Raw genomic sequence first — 22,441 nt, 5'->3', positions numbered from 1 at the left:
GGGTATAAACATATCTGGCGTTGACTTTTGGCACGCTGTTGAGTTCTCAAGGAACGGACGCTTCCTTTGTACTCACCCAAGAGATTCTCGGGCTTTCCTCCGGGCGCTTCCCTTCGGTGTTTCCAACACTATCAGGCTTTCCCGGTGCCTCTGACCACCGTCCTGCGGGCATGCAGAAGGCGATCCAGCGATAGGATCCGATGAGTTGGGTACTGCCGGGGCGAGGACGCCTTGCTGCGCATCGCTCAACCTCAGGCAGGATCAACAACTGTACACGGAGCCGCGGAACGGGTGCAAATCCGTGACGAGTGTGGTCTAGACCTCTAAACGGAACACCCATGCGGAACCGGTACTTCCTATGACATACCCTGCTGCTCAGTGTGCCGTCCGGGACAGGCAGTGGCGGCCCGTAACAGATCTCCGCCCTGGGAGGCTTCCCATGACCACCGTCTCGTCCCCGCTCGCAGGACGCGCCATCGGCCTGGCCGCTGTGCCCGATCCCGTCTTCTCCGGGGCCATGGTCGGCCCGGGCACCGCCATCGACCCCGTGCGGGAGCCCTCCGAGGCGGTCGCCCCGGTCGACGGCGTCATCGTTTCCCTGCACCCGCACGCCTTCGTCGTCGTCGACGAGAGCGGGCACGGTGTGCTCACCCACCTCGGCATCGACACCGTGCAGCTCAACGGCGAGGGCTTCGAGCTGCTCGTGAACAAGGGCGACACCGTCGTGCGCGGTCAGGGCGTGGTGCGCTGGGACCCGGCCGCGGTCGAGGCCGCGGGCAAGTCGCCGATCTGCCCGATCGTGGCCCTGGAGGCCACCGCCGAGGCCCTCACCGAACTCCGGGAGGACGGCGAAGTGAAGGCCGGCGAGAGCCTCTTCCTCTGGAAGTGACGTCGACGCCGTCGATGCCGTGGCACGACGGCATCGACGGCATCGACGGCTGGCAGGACAACCACCGCGGCGGCGGGACCCGCCGCATTATCGGGACGGGTGAGATGGAGACAACGCTGCGAGGCGTCGGCGTGAGCCACGGTGTGGCGATCGGCGAGGTTCGGCACATGGGGACGGCGGTTCTGGAGCCGCCGGCGAAGCAGATTCCGGCCGAGGACGCGGAGCGCGAGCAGGGGCGCGCCCGCAAGGCCGTGGAAGCCGTGGCGGCCGATCTGATGGCGCGCGGCAATTTGGCCGGCGGCGAGGCCCAAGCCGTGCTCGAGGCGCAGGCCATGATGGCCCAGGACCCCGAGCTGATGGCCGACGTCGAGCGTCGGATCACCGTCGGGAGCACGGCAGAGCGCGCCGTGTACGACGCCTTCGCCGCGTACCGTGCCCTGCTGGCCGGTGCCGGGGAGTATCTGGCCGGCCGGGTGGCGGACCTCGACGACGTGCGGAATCGTATCGTCGCCCGTCTGCTCGGGGTGCCGATGCCCGGAGTGCCGGACAGCGACGAGCCGTACGTCCTCATCGCGCGGGATCTGGCGCCGGCCGACACCGCGCTGCTCGACCCGACGCTCGTCCTCGGCTTCGTCACCGAGGAGGGTGGGCCGACCAGCCACAGCGCGATTCTCGCGCGGGCGCTCGGGGTGCCTGCCGTGGTGGCCCTGCCGGGTGCCGGGGAGCTTCCCGAGGGCACCGTCGTCGCCGTCGACGGCAGCACCGGTGAGATCTTCGTGAATCCCGGTGAGGAGAAGAAGGCCCGGCTGACGGCCGAGGCCGCCGAGCGCAAGGCCGCGCTGGCCGCCGCGACGGGGCCGGGTGCGACCTCGGACGGTCACAAGGTGCCGCTGCTGGCGAACATCGGTGGTCCCGCCGACGTGCCCGCGGCGGTCGAGGCGGGCGCGGAGGGTGTCGGGCTGTTCCGCACCGAGTTCCTGTTCCTGGACGACAGCGAGAACGCGCCGTCGGAGGAGAAGCAGGTCACCGCCTACCGCCAGGTGCTCGAGGCGTTCCCGGAGGGCCGGGTCGTGGTGCGGGTGCTGGACGCCGGCGCCGACAAGCCGCTGGACTTCCTCACCCCGGGCGACGAGCCGAACCCGGCGCTGGGCGTGCGCGGGCTGCGGACGCTGCTCGACCACCCGGACGTGCTGCGTACCCAGCTGACGGCGCTGGCGAAGGCGGCGGAGGGCCTGCCGGTCTACCTCGAGGTCATGGCGCCGATGGTCGCGGACCGTGCCGACGCCAAGGCGTTCGCGGACGCGTGCCGTGAAGCGGGGCTGCGGGCGAAGTTCGGCGCGATGGTGGAGATCCCGTCGGCCGCGCTGCGGGCCCGTTCGGTGCTGCAAGAGGTGGAGTTCCTGTCGCTGGGGACGAACGACCTCGCGCAGTACACCTTCGCCGCCGACCGCCAGGTGGGCGCGGTGTCGCGGCTGCAGGACCCGTGGCAGCCCGCGCTGCTCGACCTGGTCGCGCTGTCGGCCGAGGCGGCGAAGGCCGAGGGCAAGAGCTGCGGTGTCTGTGGTGAGGCCGCTTCGGATCCGCTGCTCGCGTGTGTGCTGACCGGTCTCGGTGTCACCTCTCTGTCCATGGGTGCGGCGTCGCTGCCGTACGTGCGGGCGACGCTGGCGAAGTTCACGTTGGCGCAGTGCGAGCGTGCCGCGGCGGCCGCTCGCGCGGCGGACAGTGCCGAGGAGGCGCGGAACGCCGCGCAGGCGGTGCTGTCCGGCGAGTAGCCGGGTGCGGCCTGCCGCTGGGGCTGTGGTGCGGGGCGTTCCACCTTCGGGTGGGGCGCCCCGCTCGCGTTCAGTGGTGGTGTCCCGGTGGCAGGAGGTCGTCGCCGAGGTCGGGCGGTGCGCAGTAGTCGACGTTGGACTCGGGGGAGATGAGGTCGCCGGACTCGACGTCGGTGCAGTAGGCGTCGAAGACCTCGGCGGCGGTGAGCGGTTCGAGGCCGTATCCCCGCAGACGCCAGCCGTGGATGCGGTCGGGGCTTCCGGAGGCGCTGATCCGCATGACGAGTCCGCCGGGGCTGTGGGTCGCCAGACCGAGGGCGAGGACGCTGGTGAACTCCAGGGCCTCGGCCTCGTCGATCTGCGGGGTGCCGTCGGTCTCCGCGTCGACGAGGAGGACGGAGACCAGGGTCTCCTCGGGATGGCCCGAGACGCTGCACACCAGGTGCCGGTTGCCCGGTGGTGCCGTTTCGAGGACGCGGCGCAGGAGGCGGGTGGCGCGGGTGAAGGCGGCTCGGCCGAGGTCCTCGCCGCAGGTGGCGCAGGCGCCGAGGCGGGCGAGCAGGGCCGACGTGTACTCCCAGGTGGCTTGGCGGACGGCTTCGTCGACCAGGGCCGGGAGCAGGTCGGCGAGGGGCTGGCCCTCGTAGGGCACGGTGGGGCCGTGGGCGGCGAGTTCGGCGGTGAAGCGGGCGCGGCTGGCGGGGGCGTCGGCGTCGAGGCCCGCGACCGTGCAGAAGTCGGCGTACTCCTCCGGGTCGAAGAGCGCGACCGTGGTGTGGGTGCCCTGGGCGGCGCGGGTCCTGAGCAGGGCTTCCACCTGGTGGAGGTAGGCGGTGTGGTCGTGGAAGGTGAAGCTGCGGTAGCGCCGCATGGCGCGGAAGTCGTGTTCGTCGGTGAGCAGGCCGATGGTGCCCGCGATCTCGCGGCGCAGAACGCGTCGCATGGTGTGGCCGGTCTGGTCGGTGTGCGCCATGTTTCCCCCTGTGCATGGTCGATCAATGCTCACTCACAGTAATCGGCGGCACTGACAACGGCGTCGGGCGGGCGCGGGGAGCCGGCCGCCGTGCGGGGCGGCCGGCTCGTCGGTGTCCTGGTCAGGAGCGTTTGTGGGCGAGGTCCTCATAGAAGTGGAGCAGGTCGAGGTTGTCGATGGAGCCGGGGTTGACGGCCTTGTCCAGGGGGGTGCCCTGGAGGAGGCGCTTGACCGGGACCTCGATGCGTTTGCCGGTCAGGGTGTGCGGGATGCCGGGCACCTCGATGACCTCGTCGGGGACGTGGCGCGGGGACAGATTCGCGCGGATGGTCTGCTTGATGCGGTCCAGGAGGGCGTCGTCGAGGGCGGCGCCGGGGGCCAGGTGTACGAAGAGGGGCATCCAGTAGCCGCCGTCGGGCTGTTCGATGCCGATGACGAGGGACTCCCTGATCTCGGGGAGCCGCTCGACGGCCTCGTAGATGTCGGCCGAGCCCATGCGCACGCCCTGCCGGTTGAGGGTGGAGTCGGAGCGGCCGTGGATGACGACGGAGCCGCGGGAGGTGAGGGTGATCCAGTCGCCGTGCCGCCAGACGCCGGGATAGGTGTCGAAGTAGCTGTCGTGGTAGCGGCTGCCGTCGGGGTCGTTCCAGAAGCGGATCGGCATCGAGGGCATGGGGTTGGTGACGACCAGCTCGCCGACCTCGTCGGTGAGGGGGTTGCCGCTCGGGTCCCAGGACTGGAGGTCGGTGCCGAGGCCGGGTGCCTGGAGTTCGCCGATGTGGACCGGGAGGGTGGGGACGGCGCCCGCGAAGCAGGAGCAGACGTCGGTGCCGCCGCTGACGGAGGCGATCCACAGGTCGGCACCGCTCGCGGCGAACTCGTCGTGCAGCCAGCGGAAGCCGTCGGGCGGGAGCGGGGAGCCGGTGGTGGCGACGCACTGGATCGCGGAGAGGTCCAGGTCGCGGGCCGGGTGGACGTCGGCCTTGCGGCAGGCCATGACGTAGGCGGCGGAGGTGCCGAAGAGGGTGGCGCCGGTGCGTTCCGCGATCCGCCACTGGGCGTCCGTGGCCGGGAAGCCGGGGCTGCCGTCGTAGAGGACGATCGTGGTGCCGGTGAGCAGACCGGAGACGAGGAAGTTCCACATCATCCAGCCGGTCGACGTGTACCAGAAGAAGCGGTCCTCGGGGCCGAGGTCGCAGTGCAGGCCGAGTTGCTTGAGGTGCTCGACGAGGATGCCGCCCTGGGACTGGACGATGGCCTTGGGCAGGCCGGTGGTGCCGGAGGAGTAGAGCACCCACAGGGGGTGGTCGAAGGGCACCTGCTCGAAGACCGGTTCCGTGTCCGCGGCGGTCAGGGTCTCCCAGTCCAGCGCGCCGTCCGGGGCCTCGGTGCCGAGGAGCGGGATGTGGATCACCGCGCGGAGGGTGGGCAGTTCCCGGCGGAGTTCGGCGACGGTGTCGCGGCGGTCGTGTTCCTTGCCGCCGTAGCGGTAGCCGTCGACGGTGAACAGGACGACGGGTTCGACCTGCTGGAAGCGGTCCAGGACGCTGCGGGCGCCGAAGTCGGGCGCGCAGGAGGTCCAGACGCCGCCCACGGCTGCGGTGGCGAGGAGGGCGGCCACGGCCTGCGGGATGTTGGGGAGGTAGCCGCTGACGCGGTCGCCGGGGCGTACGCCGAGGGCGCGCAGTTCGGCGGCGAGGGAGCCGACCTGGCGGCGCAGCTCGGCCCAGGAGACGGGGGTCGGCTCGTGGGTCTCGTCGACGTGCAGGAGCGCCGGTTCGTCCGCGCGGGTGGCGGCCGCGCGCAGGGCGTGTTCGGCGTAGTTCAGGGTGGCGCCGGGGAACCACTGGGCGCCGGGCATGGTCCGGTCGCCGAGCACGCGCGCGTAGGGGGTGGAGAAGCGGACGTCGAACCACTCCGTGACGGCTTTCCAGAAGGTGTCCAGCTCGTCGACGGACCAGCGGTGCAGGGCGGCGTACCCGCCGTCGGCGGGCGCTCCGTGGTGTTCGGACGCCCAGGTCTGGAACCTGGTGATGCGGGCCTGGGCGATGCGTCGTGCATCCGGCTGCCAGAGCGGCTGGGGGTTCTCGGTCGGCATGGGGCGGCTCCCGGACTGTGCGCGTCGTGTGCGTCCTCCGCGCACGGGCTGGGGTGTGCGCGTGACGCGGCTGACAGGGACGATGCCATGTGATCGACTTCCGCACCAGGGCGCGCCCCACATAGTCGGCGACATGAATATGTGGTCCGGTCACGGGTGAACGGCAGTTGAACGACGCCTCTGGGCGCGGCGGTCGATGGCAGGGTGAGCAGCATGGACGGTCGTGACCTGGTGCGTTCGATGAAGACGGTCGGTTCCGTGGGGGTGGCGCAGGGGTTGCGTACGGTACGGGCGGCGTGGCGCAGCCGGCGTGCCGATGCGGCCGGGCTGCCGTCGCGGGGTGCGGAGCGGGCGCGGGTGCCGGGTCCGATGCGTGAGGTGGAGCCGGGGCCCGGGGGCGGTGTCGTCCGGTTCGGGCGTTCGGAGCTGCGGATCCTCGTGGCGGTGAACGGAGCCGTGTTCTGGGGCTGGGACGGGGCGGGCCCGGAGCCTTCGTACGCGCTGGCGGGCCGCTGTCCGGAGCCGGATCCGCGGGCGGTGCTGGAGCCGGACAAGGACGGCGGCTGGCGGGTGGTGGCGGAGCGGGCGACGGTGGCCGTGTCCCGGCACGGCGCCGTGGAGGTGCGGACGCCGGGGGGTGTGGTGCTGCGGCGTGAGCTGCCGCCCCGCTGGTGGGAGCCGGTCGGCGGCGGTCCCGCGCGTTGGACGCAGCGGTCGGAGGTGGCGGCCGACGCCCGGTTCTTCGGGCTCGGCGGGCGGTCCGCGGGGCCCCGGCTGCGCAACGGCACGTACCGGCTGTGGAACACCGGTCCCGGCCTGCCCTTCGCCGCAGCCGAGGACGCCGCGTCCGTCACGATGCCCGTGCAGCTGGTGGTGGCGGACGCCGGGACGCACCTGGTCTTCCACGACAGCACGTGGGACGGCACGGTGGCGTTGCGGGAGGGCGAGGAGGGAGCGGGGTCGGGGCACGACCGGGCGGGGCGGAGCGTGCTGCGGATGGACGGCGGTCCGCTGCGGTGCTGGGTGACGGTGGGTACGCCCGCGCGCGTGCTGCTGACCTGGGCGTCGCTGACCGGGGCGCCCGCGCTGCCGCCGGCGTGGGCGCTCGGGCATCAGCACGCGCGGTGGGGTTCTGGCGACGAGCAGGACCTGAGGCGGTCCGTGGTCGGCCATCAGGAGCGGGATCTGCCGCTGGACGCGGTGCATCTGGGCCTGGGGCACGCCGATGGCGAGCGGGTGTTCACGGTCGACGAGGAGCGGTTCCCGAAGCTGCCCGTGCTGGCCGAGGAGCTGCGCAGGGAGGGCGTCCGGCTGGTGTCGGCCGTCGAGCCGGCGGTTCCCCTCGCGCCGGGCAACGCGGTGTACGACGGCGGGACGCGCGGGGACGTGTTCGTCCGGGACGCCACCGGGGCGGTCGTGCGGGGCGTGGGGCGGCCTGGGGAGGTGGTCTTCCCGGACTTCACGCACGCGGGTGTGCGGGAGTGGTGGGGCGGGCTCCACGAGGAGCGGCTGGGGCGGGGGTTCGCCGGCGTCTGGCACGATCTCGACGCGCCCACGTCGTACGCCGCCTTCGGGGAGCCGACGTTGCCGCGGTCGGCCCGGCACGCGGTGGAGGGCCGGGGCGGCGACCACCGGGAGGCGCACAACGTCTACGCGCTGTGCATGGCGCGGGCCGCATACGAGGGGTTGCGGGCGCTGACGCCCGACGAGCGGCCGTTCGTCCTCTCCCGTTCCGGATGGGCCGGCCTTCAGCGCTACGGCGGCGCCTGGTCCGGGGACACGGCCATGGACTGGCCGGGGTTGCGGGCGTCGCTGGCGCAGGTGCTGGGGCTCGGGCTGTGCGGGGTGCCGTATGCGGGGCCGGACGTGGGCGGGTCCGGGGGGAGTCCGTCGCCGGAGCTCTATCTGCGGTGGTTGCAGCTGGCCGCCTATCTGCCGTTGTTCCGTACCTCGGCCGGGTCGCAGGCGGCGGGGCGGCGGGAGCCGTGGGAGTTCGGGGACGAGGTCCTGGAGCACGCGCGCGTGGCGCTCGTCGAGCGGCGGCGGCTGCTGCCGTACTTCGTGACGCTGGCGCATCTGGCCCGGCGTACGGGTGCTCCGTACGTGCGTCCCCTGTGGTGGCAGGCGCCGGAGGACCGGGCGCTGCGGGACTGCGAGGACGCCTTTCTGCTGGGCGACTGCCTGCTGGTGGCTCCGGTGCTCGGTGCCGGGACGGACCGGCGGGCGGTGCGGTTGCCCCGGGGGCGTTGGTACGACGTGGCGACGGAGCGGGCGTACGAGGGGCCGGCGCAGGTGCTGGTCGACGCTCCCCGGGCGCGGATTCCGGTGTTCGCGCGCGCGGGAGCGGTCGTTCCGGTGCGCGGTGAGGACGGCGCGCCGGAACTCGAGGTGTGGACGCCCGCGCGGGGGCGGACCGGCGGTGGGCTGGTCGTGCCGGACGCGGGCGACGGCTGGGTGGAACCGCAGATCGAACGGTACGTGTCCCGCTGGGAGGGGCGGCGGGTGGTCGTGGAGCGGGAGGGCGAGGACGGTCTGAGCGAGCCGTCCTGGCCCGTCCGCGTCCGGGGGCTCGCCGAGCCCGCGGCTCAGATGTAGCGGCCCTCGAAGAACGCGCGTACGGCCCGGGTGTGGAGCGGGAAGGCCAGCTCCTCCGGCCCGCGCAGCAGGTGCCACCCCTCGGTCTCGTCCGTGGCGGTGGACGGCGGCAGGCCGTCGGCCGGCCGCTCGGGCAGCAGGCCGAAGAGCAGCAGGTGACCGTCGGGCGAGCTCATGGCGTCGGCGAGCCGTACGTCGCGGCTCGCCGCGTCGATGCCCGTCTCCTCCTTGAGTTCGCGGACGACGGCCTGCCGCCAGTCCTCGCGGTCGTCGATGTAGCCGCCGGGCAGGGCGACGCCCCCGAGGGCGGGGGCCACGGTGCGGGTGATGACGACGAGGGCGGTGCCCTGCGTGTCGTACACGGGCTGGAGGGCCACCGCGACCGGCCGCGGGTTGCGGTAGGCCACGGTGCCGCACCCGGGGCAGGTGCGGGGCCAGCCGGAGACGCCCTCTCCGTAGGGCGATCCGCAGCTCGAACAGTGGGAGTCGGGCGCGGAGTTGGGAACGGAGGTTTCAGTTTCGGACACGCGGCGGACTGTATCCGATGACGGAGGGGACGGCTCCGGCAGGCCGGTCAGCGGCGGCCGGCGAGCGACTTGGCGGAGACCGGGAAGTCGAAGTAGGTGTCCGGGTGGGACTCGGGCTTGTAGGTGAAGTGCCACCACTCCTCGGGGAGGTTCACCAGGCCGGCGTCCTCCAGGGTGTTCTTGAGCAGCAGCCGGTGGGCGCGCTGCACGCCCTGGATGCGGGGGTCGAGGGTGTGCGAGCGGGTGTCGAAGCAGTCGTAGCCGGTGCCCATGTCGACGGAGTTGTCGGGGAAGCGCTCGTCCTGCGGAGCGAAGCAGGGCACCAGGGGCTGCCCCGGGTGGTACGGGCGGGTGGGCCTCGCCGGCAGCCGGACGAGGGTGAGGTCCACGGTCGAGCCGCGGCTGTGGCCGGACTTCTCGGCGATGTAGCCGTCGGCGAACAGGCGGGTCTTGTCGACGTCCGGGTAGAACTCGGCCTTCATGTCCTGGTCGTCGAGGTCTTCGGCCCAGCGCACGAAGTGGTCGACGGCGCGCTGGGGCCGGTAGCAGTCGTACACCTTGAGGGAGTAGCCCTGGCGGAGCAGCCGGGTCTGGGCGCGGTGGAGGGCCTCGGCCGCGGGGCGGGTGAGGATGCACAGGGGCTGCCGGTAGCCGTCGACGCGCTCGCCGACGAAGTTGTGCGCGGTGGCGTAGCGCATCTCCTCGATGATCGTCGGGTCGACGGCGCGCAGGGCGACGAAGTCCTCCGGGGCCCGCGGTTCGGGCCGTGCCTGCGCGGTGGCGGGGACTGCCGCGGTGGGGAGGGCGGTGACGGCGAGCAGGGCGGCGAAGGCGGTGGCCAGACCGCGCAGCGCGGTGGAGAGTCGTGTCATGTCCCCTGCATCTATCAGGGTGGGGCTCCGCGGGGGAAGTGGGCGGAGCCGCGACTCGCCGGGCGTACGCTGCGTGAGCGCGCCGGAATCCTGCGTGAACGTCGCGTGAACTGGGCCCGGGCGGGTGGCCGTCGCGTCATCCTGCTCGCGTGCGCTCCTGGACGGACACTCTCCGCTTCGCCTTCCAGCCGGTGGTCAATCTGACGACCGGCGGGGTCGCGGCGCTGGAGATACTGGCCCGGCCGGAGACCGGCGATGTGCTCGCCGAGGCGCGGCGCGATCCCGAACTCGACGGTCTGCTCGCGGTGTCGGCGCTGCGCGCGGCGGTGCGCCGGGAGACGCTGCTGCCGCTGCACGTGAACGTCTTCGCGGGCACGCTCGCCGATCTCGGGGGGCTCCAGCCCCTGCACGACGCGGTGCGGGAGGCGGGCCGGCTCCCGTGGGAGGTGACGCTGGACGTGTGCCCGCCCTACACGCACGTGCCGCGGCGGGCCCTGCTCGACGCGGTGAACGTGCTGCGGGGCCAGGGGTTCCGCATCTCGGCGGACGGGGTCGGGGACGGGGACGCGCCGTTGCGGCTGCTGACGGATCTGGGGCCGGAGCTGGTGAAGCTCGACGCGTCGCTGCTGGCGCGGCCGGCGGCCGTGCGGGCGATGCGGGTGCTGTGCGAGGAGTCGGGGGCGCTGCTGGCCGTCGAGGGCGTGGAGACGGAGGCGCAGTGCGCCGTCGCGCGGGCGGCGGGGGCGCAGTGGGCGCAGGGCGAGCTGTTCGCGCCGCCCGCGCGGCTGCCCAGGGTGGACGTGTACGTTCCGCCCGGCTCCCCCGGCCCGGTGCCGGCGCCGCGGTCGGGGCCGTCGGTACGGCAGTTCGTCCGGCCGGCCGCGCTGCTGCCGGCGACGGCCTCGGCGGGACGGGTGCGGGCGCTGCTGACCGGGTCGCCGGACGTGTCCGGGGTGCTGCTCGTGGACCGGGACGGGGTTCCGGTGCGCTCGGTGCACCGCTCCCGCTTCCTGCTGTCGATGTCGGGGCGCTACGGGCACGCCCTGTACGCCGACCGGCCGGCCGCCAAGCTCGGCGACCCACCGCGGACGGTGGGCGTCGACGCGACGGCCTGGGAGGTGCTGGACGTGGTCGCCGTGGGCGGCCCGAACCGCACGTCGGACGACGTGGCCGTCGTGGACGCCCGCGGGCGGTGCGTGGGCGTCGTACGGCTCGCGGACCTGGTGCGGGCGCTGGCGGAGAGCCGGGTGGAGGAGGCGGCCGGGCTCAATCCGCTGACGCGGCTGCCCGGTTCGGACGCGATCACGGCCGAGGTGGACCGGCGCATCGGGGCCGGGCGGGCGTTCGCGCTGAGCTGGCTCGACGTGGACCGCTTCAAACAGGTCAACGACGGAGCCGGGTTCGCCGCGGGCGACGAGCTGATCCGGGCGGTCGGGCGGGCGCTGCTGCGGACGGCGGCCGGGGAGACCCGGGTGGGGCACATCGGCGGGGACGACTTCCTGCTGCTCACCGATCCGGAGGGGTTGGATCCGCTGGCCGCCTCGGTACTGGACGTGCCGTGGTCGGCGGGCGGGCGGCCGGTGACGCTGTCCTTGGCGACCGTACTGTGCGCGCCGGGGAGCGTGCCGGACCACCGGGGGGCGGCGGCCCGGCTGGCACCGTTGAAGAAGGCGGCGAAGGCGTTGCACGGGGCGAGTTGGGTGCTGGGCCGGGCGGACGCGCCGGGCCACGAGGTCCGGCGGGGCACCGACCGGACGACGGCGCCGGCGGGCTGAGCGGCCGGCCGCCGCCGCGACCGCCGTACCCGGGCCGGCCCGGCCGAGGGACCGAGAAACCGGGACCGCCCGGGGCCGGAACGGGCCCTGGGGAACCCGTGCGGTCGGCCACCTTGACGCTCTCCGGGCTCCGGTCGACACTTCCCGTGTCAGTCGGCATCGCCGTACATCTCGGCGCATTCGGTCGCCGGGTCGCACGGGACCCCTGTGTTTCGAGGCCCCTCCCCCACGGGCGGTCCCGCTGCTACGCCAGGCACGCTCGTCACTCACGCCCCCTCGGCGGACGCCGCCACGGGAACGCACCCCGCACGTGAGGACCGGGGCCGACCGTCCCGGGCCAGGGCCTAGGAGCCGCCATGAGCAACGGAGACATCTTCGTCGGCGAAGTCATCGGTACCGCGATCCTCATCCTCTTCGGCGCGGGGGTCTGCGCCGCCGTGACGCTCAGGTACAGCAAGGCGCGGGCGTCGGGGTGGGTGGTGATCTCGTTCGGCTGGGGGTTCGGCGTGCTGGCCGGCGCGTACACGGCGGCCCCGCTGTCCGGCGGGCACCTCAACCCCGCCGTCACGCTCGGGATCGCCGTCGACACCGGCGAGTGGGGCACGGTCTGGGTCTACGTGCTGGGGCAGTTCGTCGGGGCGATGCTGGGCGCCGTGCTGTGCTACCTCGCGTACTTCGCCCAGTTCCAGGCCAACGTCCGCGACACCGGCACCGGCACGACCGGGGGCACGGCGGACGAACCGGTTCCGACGCTCGGTGTCTTCTCGACCGTGCCCGAGATCCGGAACCCGGTCGCCAACCTGGTGACGGAGATCATCGCGACCGTCGCGCTCGTGCTGCCGATCCTCGCGTTCGGACTCACCGAGGGCCTCGGCGAGTCCGGGACGCTGGTGCTGATCGTCTCCCTGCTCGTCGTCGGCATCGGACTCTCCCTGGGCGGGCCGACCGGCTACGCCATCAACCCGACGCGCGACCTCGGTCCGCGCATCGTGCACACCTTCCTGCCCATCCCGAACAAGGGCACGTCCGACTGGGGTTACGCCTGGATCCCGGTGGCGGGACCGCTGATCGGCGGAGCGCTCGCCGGACTCGTCTACAACGCGGCCTTCTGAGCCGCCCCGTCGGCCGCCGGCGCCGGCCCGGCGCTCACCCGGCAGCCGACCCGCACTCGCCCAGCAGTCCTCCGCACCCAGCCCGAGGGGCAGCCATGCCGGACCACGCCGCCAAGTACGTCGCCGCGATCGACCAGGGCACCACCTCCAGCCGCTGCATCGTCTTCGACCAGGACGGCGCGATCGTCGCCGTGGACCAGCGCGAGCACCGCCAGATCTTCCCCAGGCCCGGCTGGGTGGAGCACGACGCCACTGAGATCTGGTCCAAGGTGCAGGCGGTGGTCGCCGGAGCACTCGCCAGGGCCGGGCTGAGCGCCGGCCGGCTCAGCGCGCTGGGCATCACCAACCAGCGGGAGACGACGCTCCTGTGGGACCGCACGACCGGCAAGCCGGTGCACAACGCGATCGTCTGGCAGGACACCCGTACCTCCGCGCTGTGCCGGCAGCTGGGCGGCACGGACGGGCAGGACCGGTTCCGGGAGTCGACCGGGCTGCCGCTGGCCAGCTACTTCTCCGGTCCGAAGGTGGCCTGGCTGCTCGACAACGTGCCCGGTCTCAGGGCCCGTGCCGAACGCGGTGAGATCGCCTTCGGGACGATGGACTCCTGGCTCGTCTGGAACCTCACCGGCGGCACCGACGGCGGACGGCACGTCACCGACGTGACCAACGCCGGGCGCACCATGCTGATGGACCTGAGGACCCTCCAGTGGGACCCGTCCGTCCTGTCCGCCATGAACATCCCCGAGGCCGTGCTCCCCGAGATCAGGTCCTCCGCCGAGGTGTACGGCACCGCGGTCGGACAGCTCGCCGGTGTGCCCGTCGCCTCCGCCCTGGGGGACCAGCAGGCGGCCGTGTTCGGGCAGGCCTGCTTCGACGTGGGCACGGCCAAGAACACGTACGGCACGGGCAGCTTCCTGCTCCTCAACACGGGTGACCGGCCCGTCCCGTCGAAGAGCGGACTGCTGACGACCATGGGCTACAAGATCGGCGACGAGGCGCCCGTGTACTGCCTGGAGGGGTCGATCGCCGTCACCGGGGCGCTGGTGCAGTGGTTCCGCGACCAGCTCGGCATCATCCGCGACGCCGACGAGATCGAGCCGCTGGCCGCGAGCGTGGCGGACAACGGGGGCGCGTACATCGTGCCGGCCTTCTCCGGACTGTTCGCGCCGTACTGGCGTTCCGACGCGCGCGGCGTCGTCACGGGCCTGACCCGCTACGTCACCAAGGCCCACCTCGCGCGCGCGGTGCTGGAGGCGACGAGCTGGCAGACCCGCGAGGTCGTGGACGCCATGTACCAGGACTCGGGGGTGCGGATCACGACCCTGAAGGTCGACGGGGGCATGACCAAAAACGGTCTGCTGATGCAGCACCAGGCGGACGTGCTCGGCGTGCCGGTGATCCGCCCCCGGGTCTCCGAGACGACCTGTCTGGGTGCCGCCTACGCGGCCGGCCTGGCCACCGGTGTGTGGAGCGGCCTCGACGAACTCAGGGCGCACTGGCAGCGGGACGCCGAGTGGGCGCCCGTCATGGAGGCGTCGGTGCGCGACCGGGAGTACCGCAACTGGCGCAGGGCGGTCGAGAAGAGCTTCGGCTGGACGGAGGACGACGACATGCCCTAGCCCGTCGGGCGGCGGCCGCTCACGTCGAAACGGCCCGGCGGCGGTCCGCCGCCTGGGCCATCGCGTGCTGGACGACGCCGATGAGGACCTCCTTGACCGACTCCCGGTCCCGGGCGTCGCACATCACCAGGGGCACGTCCGTGTCGAGGTCGAGGGCCTGGCGGACGGTCTCGGTCGGGTAGCGCGCCGATCCCTCGAAGCAGTTGACGCCGATCACGAAAGGGATGGAGCGCCGCTCGAAGTAGTCGACGGCGGCGAAGCAGTCCTCCAGGCGCCGGGTGTCGGCCAGGACCACGGCGCCCAGCGCGCCCTCGGACAGCTCGTCCCACATGAACCAGAACCGCTCCTGGCCGGGCGTGCCGAAGAGGTACAGCACCAGGTCCTCGCGCAGGGTGATCCGTCCGAAGTCCATGGCGACCGTGGTGGTGTGCTTGCCCTCCACGCCGCTGACGTCGTCGACGGGCCGCCCGGCCTCGGTGAGCAGTTCCTCGGTGCGCAGCGGCCTGATCTCGCTGACCGCGCCGACGAGGGTGGTCTTGCCCACCCCGAATCCGCCGGCCACCAGGATCTTGAGCGTGACGGGCTCGACCGGCGGCTTGCCGCGCTGAGAACGCCCGAAGATCATTGATCTCTTCTCCTTAACGTGCCGCCGCCCGACGTGCCCGGGGGGCGGCTCACAGTGCCCTCAGCCCGTTGATCACGTCGCGCAGGATGTTCTCGTCCGGCAGTTCGGCCGGGGGCACGGGCCGGTTGACGTGGACGAGTTCGATGTCCACGAGGTCGCCGACCAGGACCCGCACGACCCCGACGGGGAGGTCGAGTTCGGCGGCGAGTTCGGCGACCGACTGCGGGGTGTCGCGGCACAGGCCGACGATGTCCACGTGCTCCGGAGAGAGGGTGACGTCCGCCTCCGGATCGTCCGCGTGGGGTTCCGTCACGACCACCGCGATCAGGTCGAGGCGGTGCTGGGCCGCGCTGGTGGTGCGGCCGCGCGTCATGGCGTACGGACGGACGACGGGGCCGGCCTCGTCGTCGAACCAGTGGTTTGTTCCCTGACCGTCAGCGCTCATGTCATCCCACTTACCCGCCCGAGGGCAGATCGGTGCGCGGCGCGGTGCCCAGGTGCACGCCGACCCGCTTGACGAGCAGGGTCATCTCGTAGGCGACCTGTCCGACGTCCGAGTCGGCGTCGGACAGGACGGCCAGGCAGCTGCCGTCGCCCGCGGCCGTGACGAACAGGAAGGCTTCGTCGAGTTCGACGACCGTCTGCCGGACGCTGCCCGCCTCGAAGTGCCGGCCCACGCCCTTGGCGAGGCTGTGGAACCCGGACGCCACGGCGGCGAGGTGCTCGCTGTCCTCCCTGGTCAGGTCCTTGGACACACCCGTGGCCAGGCCGTCGCCGGACAGGACGACGGCTTTGCGGATGCTCGCGACACGGTCCACTAGGTCATCGAGGAGCCAGTTCAGCTCCCCGGACTTGGTCGCGGTGTGGCCGGTCGTCTTCGGTGCGGTCATCGACCGTCCCCCTTTGTCGTTCCTCGTGGTGCTGATGGTGCTGTGCCGCCGGGTGGGTCGTCACCCGCGGCGTTCTCCTTCCGGCCGCGCTGCCAGCCGCGCTGGAGCGAGGCCATACGGCTGCGTACCTCGTCGGCGTCGCGGTCGGCGGGGTCGGGGCGGTCCTCGGTGGCCGGCTCGGGGCTCTGCCTGAGCTGGGGGGCCAGGCTGGCCTGCCGCACGCGTCGGGGCAGCGCCCCGGCCTCGGCGTCCGCGGACGGGGCGTCCTGGCGCGCGGGCGGCGCGCCGTCGCCGCGGTCGGTCGCGGGGCCCGCGGTGCGGTCGGCGGTGGCCTCCCCGCGGCGGCGGGACGACAGCGCGGGGAGTTCACCGGCGGTGTCGCGGGGAGCCCGTTCCGGGACGGGACGCCCGTGCGAGCTGACCAGCTTGGGGGTGCGGCGGCGGGGCAGCGCGACCGGTGCGTCCTCCTCGGTTCCGGCCTCGGCCGGCCGCTCGTCACCGGGCCGGGGCTCGGGGCGCCGCGGTCCGGTGCGGCGGGCGGCCTGGTCGTCGTCGGCCGCGGCCAGGGAGCGGCGGGGGCGGAACAGGCCGCCGCGTTCGCCGTCCTGGTCGTCGAGTACGCCCGGGAGGTCGTCGAGGGCGTCCAGGTCGACGGGCGCCTCCAGTTCGACCGGGCCGTCCAGCAGCGCGGCCGGCCGCTCCGGGAGTCGTGCGGGCACGTGGGAGAGGGCGGAACGGCGGCTCTCCTCCCGCTCCTTGCCCTTGACGTGCTGGGGGCGGTCGAGGCGGAAGCCGACGCCGTTGGTGTCCGGGGCGTCGTCGGTGAGCAGCGCGTCGGGGACGAAGACGACCGCGGTGGTGCCGCCGTACGGGGAGGGTTGCAGGGACACCCGGACGTTCTGCCGCTGGGCGAGCCGGCTGACCACGAACAGGCCGAGCCGGTCGGTGTCGGACAGCTCGAACTCGGGTGTCTCGGCCAGCCGGAGGTTGGCGTCGAGGAGGGCGTCGGCGGCCATGCCGAGGCCGCGGTCGTGGATCTCCAGGGTGAAGCCGTTGGCGACGCGCTCGCCGAGCACCTGCACCGCCGTGTGCGGCGGCGAGAACACCGTGGCGTTCTCCAGGAGTTCGGCCACCAGGTGGGTGAGGTCGGCGACCGCGGGTCCGGTGACGGCGACGCGGGGCAGCCTGCGGACCTCGATGCGCTCGTAGTCCTCGACCTCGGCGACGGCGGCCCGCACCACGTCCATGAGCTGGACGGGCTTGCGCCACTGCCGCGAGGGTGCGGCGCCGGAGAGGATGACCAGGCCCTCGGCGTGCCGGCGCATGCGGGTGGTCAGGTGGTCGAGGCGGAACAGGTCGGCGAGTTCCTCGGTGTCCTCGGTCCTGCGTTCCATGGTGTCGAGCAGGGTGAGCTGCTTGTGCAGGAGCACCTGGCTGCGGCGCGCGAGGTTGACGAAGACCTCGGAGACGCCCGCGCGCAGCTGGGCCTGTTTGACGGCGGCTTCCACGGCGGCGCGCTGGAGGGTGTTGAGGGCCTGGCCGACCTCGCCCATCTCGTTCCGGTCGTACTCGAGGCGCGGCACCTCGGTCTCGACGTCCACCTCCTCGCCCGCCGAGAGGCGGCGCATCACGCTGGGCAGGCGGACGCCGGACGCCTCGTGGGCCTCCAGACGCAGCTGCTTGAGGTCGCGGATGAGGGAACGGCCGACGCGGACGGACAGGAAGAGGGAGTACAGCAGCGCGATCAGGCCGAGCGCTCCGGCGACGACGGCCTTGGCGATGGTGCTGGTGGCGACCGGGTCGACACGGTCCTGGTAGCGGTCGGCGGCGTTGTCGTCGAGTTCGCCGAGTTCCTCGAGGACGTTCCCGGCGGCGGTGTCCCAGCTCTGGGCGGTGACTCCGCTCGGTGTGCCGGTGTCGGAGGAGACGGCGGCCTGCTCGGCGACCCGGAGGGGGGCGGAGGAGGCGTTTTGCCAGAAGCGCTGGTAGCGGCCGCGTTCGGTGGCGGGCAGCAGCGGCAGGTTGATGTCGTACATGACGGTGCGCTGCGCGACGAGGTCGGAGACGTCCCGGATCTCGGTGCGGGTGAGCCGCCCGGTGACCAGGGCGGAGCCGAGCAGGGCGTCCTCGCGGGAGAGCAGTTCGCGCGCGCGGGAGACATTGACCAGCGCGCGGTACTGCTTGTCGAGGCCCACGTCGTCGACGACGTTGAGGTTGGCGAGCAGGTCGTGGCAGGGGTCGACCAGGCGGTTGTAGAGGCCGAGGGCCTGGGCCCGGTCGACGGTGCCGTCCTCGACGCTGCGGCGCAGGGAGCCGAGGCCGTCGAAGGCGTCCAGTACGGCGGTGAGCCGTTCCTCCCCGGCCTGGCCGAGGTCGTCCCGCACGTCGGCGTCGGCGGCGTTGCGGCGGATCTCCGCGACGGCCTCGTCGGTGGCGGTGCGGCTGCGTTGCAGGGCGGCGAGTCCGTCGGAGGCGCGCGGGTCGGCGAGGTGGACGAGGGTCTGGCGGCGTTCCTGCTGGAGGACGCGGACGGTGTCCTCGACCGGGTAGCCGATCTCCTCGACGACGTGGGAGACGCTGAACAGCCGGGCCGCCTCACGGCCCGTCAGTACCGTGGCGAAGGCCCAGATCGCGGTCAGCGACACCAGCGGCACGAGCAGCAGCGCCACGATCTTCCGGCGGATCGACTTCCCGCGAAAGCGCATGGCCTCCCCCAGCTCGACCCCCTCCGGCGGGGGTACACATGTGCGTCAACAAACGGCGCGAGCCTACTACTGACGCACAGGTAACTCGAAGACCCGTCCGGAGGCCGAACTTCCGCACCGGGGGACGGCGATGGTCAGTTGTCCGGTCATTGCGGGAGATTGCCTCCCGGGATCGGCCGGCGGAAGCGGGGCAGCCGGGGCCGGTATGACGGGCGGATTGGCCGAAATTATTCGACTGCGCGGGATTTCCGGGAATCTTGGGGGCACGTCGTTCGTCCTTCACTACGGGAAATGGAGGCGGAATCGGCCACAGGAGCCGCATCCCGCCCCCGGGCGGCGTAAAGCAGCGCAAGCCGGGCAGCCAGAGGGGAGCCGTGTTCTTCGGACACGGACGAGCGGTCTGCCGGCGGTGGGGAGTGACATGTTGATGGGCACGGCGGAGCGGCGCGGGGCGCCCGCGGACGACGATGCGGCCGAGGCAGGGGCACCGGTGGCTCGGACGACCCCGGATCGCGACATTCCGGCGGCCGGGCCGGACACCCGGGCGGACGAGCGACCCTCCGGGTACCGGCCGTTGTGGACGGAGGAGCCCGCGCGGCGCCGCCGGCTGCCCGATCCGGTGCGGACGGCGGCCGTGCGCGCGGTGCTGGTCGTCGCCGTGACGCTGATACTGGCGATGGTGGCCTTCCTGTGCACGCTGGCGGAGTCCTGGCTGGCGTTCCCGATGGTCCTCGGCAGTGTGGCGGGCACGGTGGTGGCCACCTGGGGCGTGCTGGACGTGTGGGTGACCCGGCAGGTGTGGAACCAGCGGCACGGTGTCGTCTCGGTGCCGAGCAGCACCGCGCGGGCCATGCGCCGCGAGCGTCGCCGGGCCAGGCGTCTGGCCCGGGCCGCCGAGCGGGGCCGGGGGCGGATAGGCCGGCGGGGCGGCACGGGGCAGCTCTCGCATCCCTGAGTGGCGGCGGGGGCCGGAGCGGCCGGTCGCTCCGGCCCCCGCAGCCCGCTCATTCCTCGTCGCGCAGCCGGTCCGCCAGAGACGTCAGTGGCTCGGTCTCGTCGGTGTGTCCCAGGGCGGTCAGACGGGCGACGGCAGCGTCGAGGCGGGCGAGGGCGGGAGCGGGGCGTTCCAGGTAGATGCCCTCCATGGCGGCCGCGAAGCGGACGCACTCGGCCCACTCGCCGGCCCGGTCGCTGTCGGGCCCCGGCTCACCGACCAGGGCAAGGGCCTTCTCCAGTGCGGCCAGGGCCTCCTCGTAGGCGTCGGCGTAGGCGTGGACCCGCCCGTACTCGTAAGCCAGCGCGGAGTCCAGGGAGCGGCCGTGGGCCTCGTACCCGGCGGTGCGGGCCCCGTCCGCGACCCGGCCCGCGTCCGCGAGGAAGGCCAGCGCCCCGGCCAGGCCGTCAGCGCCCTGCTGCCGGGCCTGGAGGCGGGCCAGTTCGCGCAGGCAGTTGCTGAGCGCCTCGTGGCGCGGGTCACGGGCGTGGGCGGCCAGCGCCTGGTCGGCCGCCTCGCGGGCCCGGACGAACTCGTCGGCCTCGGCCAGGAGCACCGCCGTCTCCGCGGCGATCACGGCGTGGCTTCCCGGGTCGTCGTCCCAGCCGGCCGACTCGGCCGCCAGGGCGAGGAACTCCGCCGTGGCCGCCTTGAGGTCCTCCCCCGCGCGCAGCGCCCGGGCGCGGGTCAGGCGCAGCTGGGCGACCAGCCGGTCGTTCGGCTCGCCGGCGGCGACGTCCGGTTCGGCCAGCAGGGAGTCGAGCAGGGCGATGCAGTCCTCGACACGTCCGAGGTCGAGGCTGAGCGTGGCGGCGTTGCTGTAGGCGCAGTACGCGTCGAAGCGGTCGCCGCGCCGGAGGTTCAGCTCCGCGGAGCGGGTCAGGTGCCGCAGCGCCTCGTCGGGACGCCCCAAGCGCAAACATGCCTCGGCGAGGTCGCCGTGGAGGCGGGCGGTGTCGACGGCGTCGGCAGGCCAGTCGGCGGCCAGTCGCAGCGCCTCGACCAGGTCCGCGTGGGCGCCCTCCGCGTCCTGGGCGCCGAGCCGGAGCCGGGCGCGCAGTCCCAGCGCACGGGGCAGGTGCCAGGCGGGACCGTGCGCGTTCAGCCGGTCCAGGAGCGCGTCGGTCTCGGCGACCGCGGCGGGCAGGTCGCCGGAGATCGCGAAGGTGCTGGCCCGCAGAATCAGGGCGCCGGCGATCTGCCCGGGGACGTCGTGCCGGGTGGCGAAGTCGTGCAGCAGGCCGACCTCGTCGAGGACCGCGGCGACGTGCCCGTCACTCCCTGACGCCTGAAGGCGCAGGCCCAGGGCGGTGGCCCTGAGCCGCAGCAGACGTGCCTCCTGGTACGGCGCCAGGCCGGACGACTCCGCGTGCAGGCGGACCATGGCCGCGTGAGCGGCGGTCAGCGCGGCGGCCTCGGCCAGGGTGTCGTCCGCGCCGTCCGCCGGTCCCTGGGGCGTGGTTCCGGACCCGGCCGGCGCGGAGGTCCGCGGCGGGATCTCGGCGGTGGCGAGGAGGGCGTGGGCCCGGGCGAGTGCCGCGTGGGCGGGTGTTCCGGCGTCGTCGTACAGGCCCGCGGCCTCCTCGTAGAGGGCGGCCGCCTCCGTGAAGTCGTCCCGCTCGCCCAGCCGGCTCGCCTCGTCGACCAGCAGGTCGGCGCGCAGCCGGGCGAGCGGGCCCACGGCCGGCTCGTCGGGGTGCGTGTAGCCACGGGCGGTGACACGGGTACGCAGCTCCGTCCAGCAGGCCCGCGCGTCCGGGTGCCCGCGTTCGTCCAGGGCACGTGCCCGGGCGATCAGTTCGGGCAGCGGCTCGGAGAGGTCGGGGGCCGTACGGGCGGTGGGAGCGACGACCGGGGCGGCGGGGGCCACCTCGTCGAGGTGGCGGGTGCGCAGGGTCAGTTCCAGCGCTTCGAGGAGCGGGGCGCGGTCGAGGCGGGTCCTGCGGCGCTCCGTGTGCGCCGTGGTGCCGTTGCGGGCGTCGAAGCGGGCGGCGAGGTCGTCGGCGCGACCGTGCACCTCGGCGCGCAGGCCGCCCACCGTCCAGGTGCGGCCCGGGAAACCGGCGGTCGGCAGTTCGCCGTGGCCGAGCTGTTCGACGCGCCGGAGAAGTACCTCGACGCCGGTGAGGAAGTCGAGGAGTTCCAGCGGCGAGTCGACCTCGTCGAACAGGTTCCGGTTCTCGGCGAGCAGTTCCAGCCCGCGTGCCTCATTGCCGGTCAGCGCGCAGAACTCCAGGTGGCGGCCGACCTCGCCGGGCATCGAGGGGTTGCGGCGGCAGCCGCGGTACCCGGCGAGGTGCGACTCCCGGGCCCGGTCGGTGTGGCCGGCGCGCACCAGGGGAAGCAGCGCGTGGGCGATGGAGCGGGCCGGTTCCTCCTGGCACGACTCCTTGCCGGCCAAAACGGGCTCCCAGGTGCCCAGCGCCCGTTCGTCGTCGCCCGCCGCGAGGTGGTACAGGGCGCGTTCGCCGATCTCGCAGGCCTCGCAGTCGCTGAGGCGGGTGCGCGTGCGGCCCGCCCACAGTTCGAAGGCGAGGGCCTCGTCCTCGCCAACGTGCGCGGCCAGCCGGTATGCCTGCCCGTAGTAGGGCTGGAGGCCGAGACCGGCCTTCTCGTAGCGCTCGCGCATCTCGGTCAGCCACTGGCGCAGGCTGGTCAGCGGTATCTCCGGCAGCGCGCGCAGGGCGGCGGCCACCCACTTGAACCGCCAGAACACCAGGTGGCGCAGGTTCTCGTCGAAGGCGTCGGGCTGCTCGTCGAAGAGGGTGAGCAGCCGGGCGAAGACCACGGGCGACTTGCGGGGCTCGGAGCCGTACGTGTACGCCTCCTGGAGTTCGAGCAGCGCGCGGACGAGCGGGAGGGTCTCCTCGAACCGCTCGGCGGCATCGACGAGTTCCTCGGCCGTGACGGTGCGCGTACGGCCGTAGGGGCGCCGCTGGTTCGCCTGGAGCGCCTCGTACAGCTCGTCGGTGGTCTGGGGTGCGGTCGGCAT

Annotated in this window: 16 protein-coding genes; 7 read left to right on the top strand and 9 right to left on the bottom strand. The window is 73.3% G+C overall.

The features are described from left to right. Positions 1 to 439: 439 nt before the first annotated feature. Entirely contained in the window at positions 440 to 889 is a 450-nt protein-coding gene (locus B9W62_RS32385) for a PTS sugar transporter subunit IIA (RefSeq protein ID WP_053127856.1), read from the top strand. A 104-nt stretch (positions 890 to 993) separates the two neighbouring features. Continuing rightward, positions 994 to 2,664 carry a phosphoenolpyruvate--protein phosphotransferase gene (gene ptsP / locus B9W62_RS32380; protein WP_087812196.1) on the top strand — a complete coding sequence of 557 codons (1,671 nt, stop codon included), beginning with the start codon at positions 994 to 996 and terminating at the stop codon, positions 2,662 to 2,664. 70 nt (positions 2,665 to 2,734) lie between these two features. On the opposite strand, the gene B9W62_RS32375 is transcribed toward ptsP, so the two are convergent. Next, positions 2,735 to 3,637: a hypothetical protein gene (locus tag B9W62_RS32375; protein WP_087810468.1), complete on the bottom strand. Its 903-nt coding sequence runs from the start codon at positions 3,635 to 3,637 to the stop codon at positions 2,735 to 2,737. Positions 3,638 to 3,758: 121 nt separating this feature from the next. Continuing rightward, complete coding sequence (locus B9W62_RS32370; protein WP_087810467.1) at positions 3,759 to 5,735, bottom strand: acetoacetate--CoA ligase; 1,977 nt, start codon at positions 5,733 to 5,735, stop codon at positions 3,759 to 3,761. A gap of 213 nt (positions 5,736 to 5,948) precedes the next feature. Here B9W62_RS32370 and B9W62_RS32365 point away from each other — a divergent pair, with 213 nt between their 5' ends. After that, a complete protein-coding gene (locus B9W62_RS32365) occupies positions 5,949 to 8,330 on the top strand; it encodes a glycoside hydrolase family 31 protein (protein WP_087810466.1) in 2,382 nt (793 codons plus the stop codon). Here the strand turns inward: B9W62_RS32365 and B9W62_RS32360 are convergent. Together B9W62_RS32360 and B9W62_RS32355 are read right to left on the bottom strand one after the other, a co-directional pair. Next, complete coding sequence (locus B9W62_RS32360) at positions 8,321 to 8,857, bottom strand: NUDIX domain-containing protein (protein ID WP_087810465.1); 537 nt, start codon at positions 8,855 to 8,857, stop codon at positions 8,321 to 8,323. The two genes, B9W62_RS32365 and B9W62_RS32360, sit on opposite strands and share 10 nt — an antisense overlap. Positions 8,858 to 8,904: 47 nt before the next feature. Continuing rightward, the gene (locus tag B9W62_RS32355) at positions 8,905 to 9,729 is read right to left on the bottom strand and encodes a M15 family metallopeptidase (RefSeq protein WP_087810464.1); all 825 of its coding nucleotides are present in this window, start codon (positions 9,727 to 9,729) and stop codon (positions 8,905 to 8,907) included. A 149-nt stretch (positions 9,730 to 9,878) separates the two neighbouring features. Here B9W62_RS32355 and B9W62_RS32350 point away from each other — a divergent pair, with 149 nt between their 5' ends. The 3 genes from B9W62_RS32350 to glpK all read left to right on the top strand — a co-directional run bounded on the left by B9W62_RS32350 (position 9,879) and on the right by glpK (position 14,235). After that, positions 9,879 to 11,504, top strand: a complete 1,626-nt coding sequence (locus B9W62_RS32350) for a GGDEF domain-containing protein (protein ID WP_087810463.1) — start codon at positions 9,879 to 9,881, stop codon at positions 11,502 to 11,504. 356 nt (positions 11,505 to 11,860) lie between these two features. After that, the gene (locus B9W62_RS32345; protein ID WP_087810462.1) at positions 11,861 to 12,616 is read left to right on the top strand and encodes an MIP/aquaporin family protein; all 756 of its coding nucleotides are present in this window, start codon (positions 11,861 to 11,863) and stop codon (positions 12,614 to 12,616) included. A 95-nt stretch (positions 12,617 to 12,711) separates the two neighbouring features. Beyond that, complete coding sequence (gene glpK, locus B9W62_RS32340; protein WP_087810461.1) at positions 12,712 to 14,235, top strand: glycerol kinase GlpK; 1,524 nt, start codon at positions 12,712 to 12,714, stop codon at positions 14,233 to 14,235. Positions 14,236 to 14,254: 19 nt separating this feature from the next. Here glpK and B9W62_RS32335 read toward each other — a convergent pair whose 3' ends face one another. Genes B9W62_RS32335 through B9W62_RS32320 form a run of 4 tightly spaced genes read right to left on the bottom strand, consistent with a single transcriptional unit; the run spans position 14,255 to position 18,455 of the window. Continuing rightward, positions 14,255 to 14,860, bottom strand: a complete 606-nt coding sequence (locus B9W62_RS32335; RefSeq protein WP_087810460.1) for a GTP-binding protein — start codon at positions 14,858 to 14,860, stop codon at positions 14,255 to 14,257. A 49-nt stretch (positions 14,861 to 14,909) separates the two neighbouring features. Beyond that, positions 14,910 to 15,305, bottom strand: a complete 396-nt coding sequence (locus B9W62_RS32330; protein ID WP_087810459.1) for a DUF742 domain-containing protein — start codon at positions 15,303 to 15,305, stop codon at positions 14,910 to 14,912. 10 nt (positions 15,306 to 15,315) lie between these two features. After that, the gene (locus tag B9W62_RS32325; RefSeq protein ID WP_087810458.1) at positions 15,316 to 15,750 is read right to left on the bottom strand and encodes a roadblock/LC7 domain-containing protein; all 435 of its coding nucleotides are present in this window, start codon (positions 15,748 to 15,750) and stop codon (positions 15,316 to 15,318) included. Then, the gene (locus B9W62_RS32320; protein ID WP_087810457.1) at positions 15,747 to 18,455 is read right to left on the bottom strand and encodes a sensor histidine kinase; all 2,709 of its coding nucleotides are present in this window, start codon (positions 18,453 to 18,455) and stop codon (positions 15,747 to 15,749) included. Before B9W62_RS32320 ends, B9W62_RS32325 begins: the two co-directional genes overlap by 4 nt. Positions 18,456 to 18,882: 427 nt before the next feature. On the opposite strand from B9W62_RS32320, the gene B9W62_RS32315 reads away from it, so the two are divergent. Next, the gene (locus B9W62_RS32315; RefSeq protein ID WP_373433749.1) at positions 18,883 to 19,410 is read left to right on the top strand and encodes a hypothetical protein; all 528 of its coding nucleotides are present in this window, start codon (positions 18,883 to 18,885) and stop codon (positions 19,408 to 19,410) included. Positions 19,411 to 19,459: 49 nt separating this feature from the next. Here the strand turns inward: B9W62_RS32315 and B9W62_RS32310 are convergent, their stop codons facing one another. Continuing rightward, positions 19,460 to 22,441 (bottom strand): tetratricopeptide repeat protein, encoded by a 2,982-nt coding sequence (locus B9W62_RS32310; protein ID WP_087810455.1) that lies wholly within the window; start codon positions 22,439 to 22,441, stop codon positions 19,460 to 19,462.

Source organism: Streptomyces sp. CS113 (assembly GCF_002188365.1).
Taxonomy (GTDB): Bacteria; Actinomycetota; Actinomycetes; order Streptomycetales; family Streptomycetaceae; genus Streptomyces; species Streptomyces tendae.
Note: the sequence above shows the minus strand (reverse complement) of the source record. Positions and strands in the feature narration are given on the sequence as shown.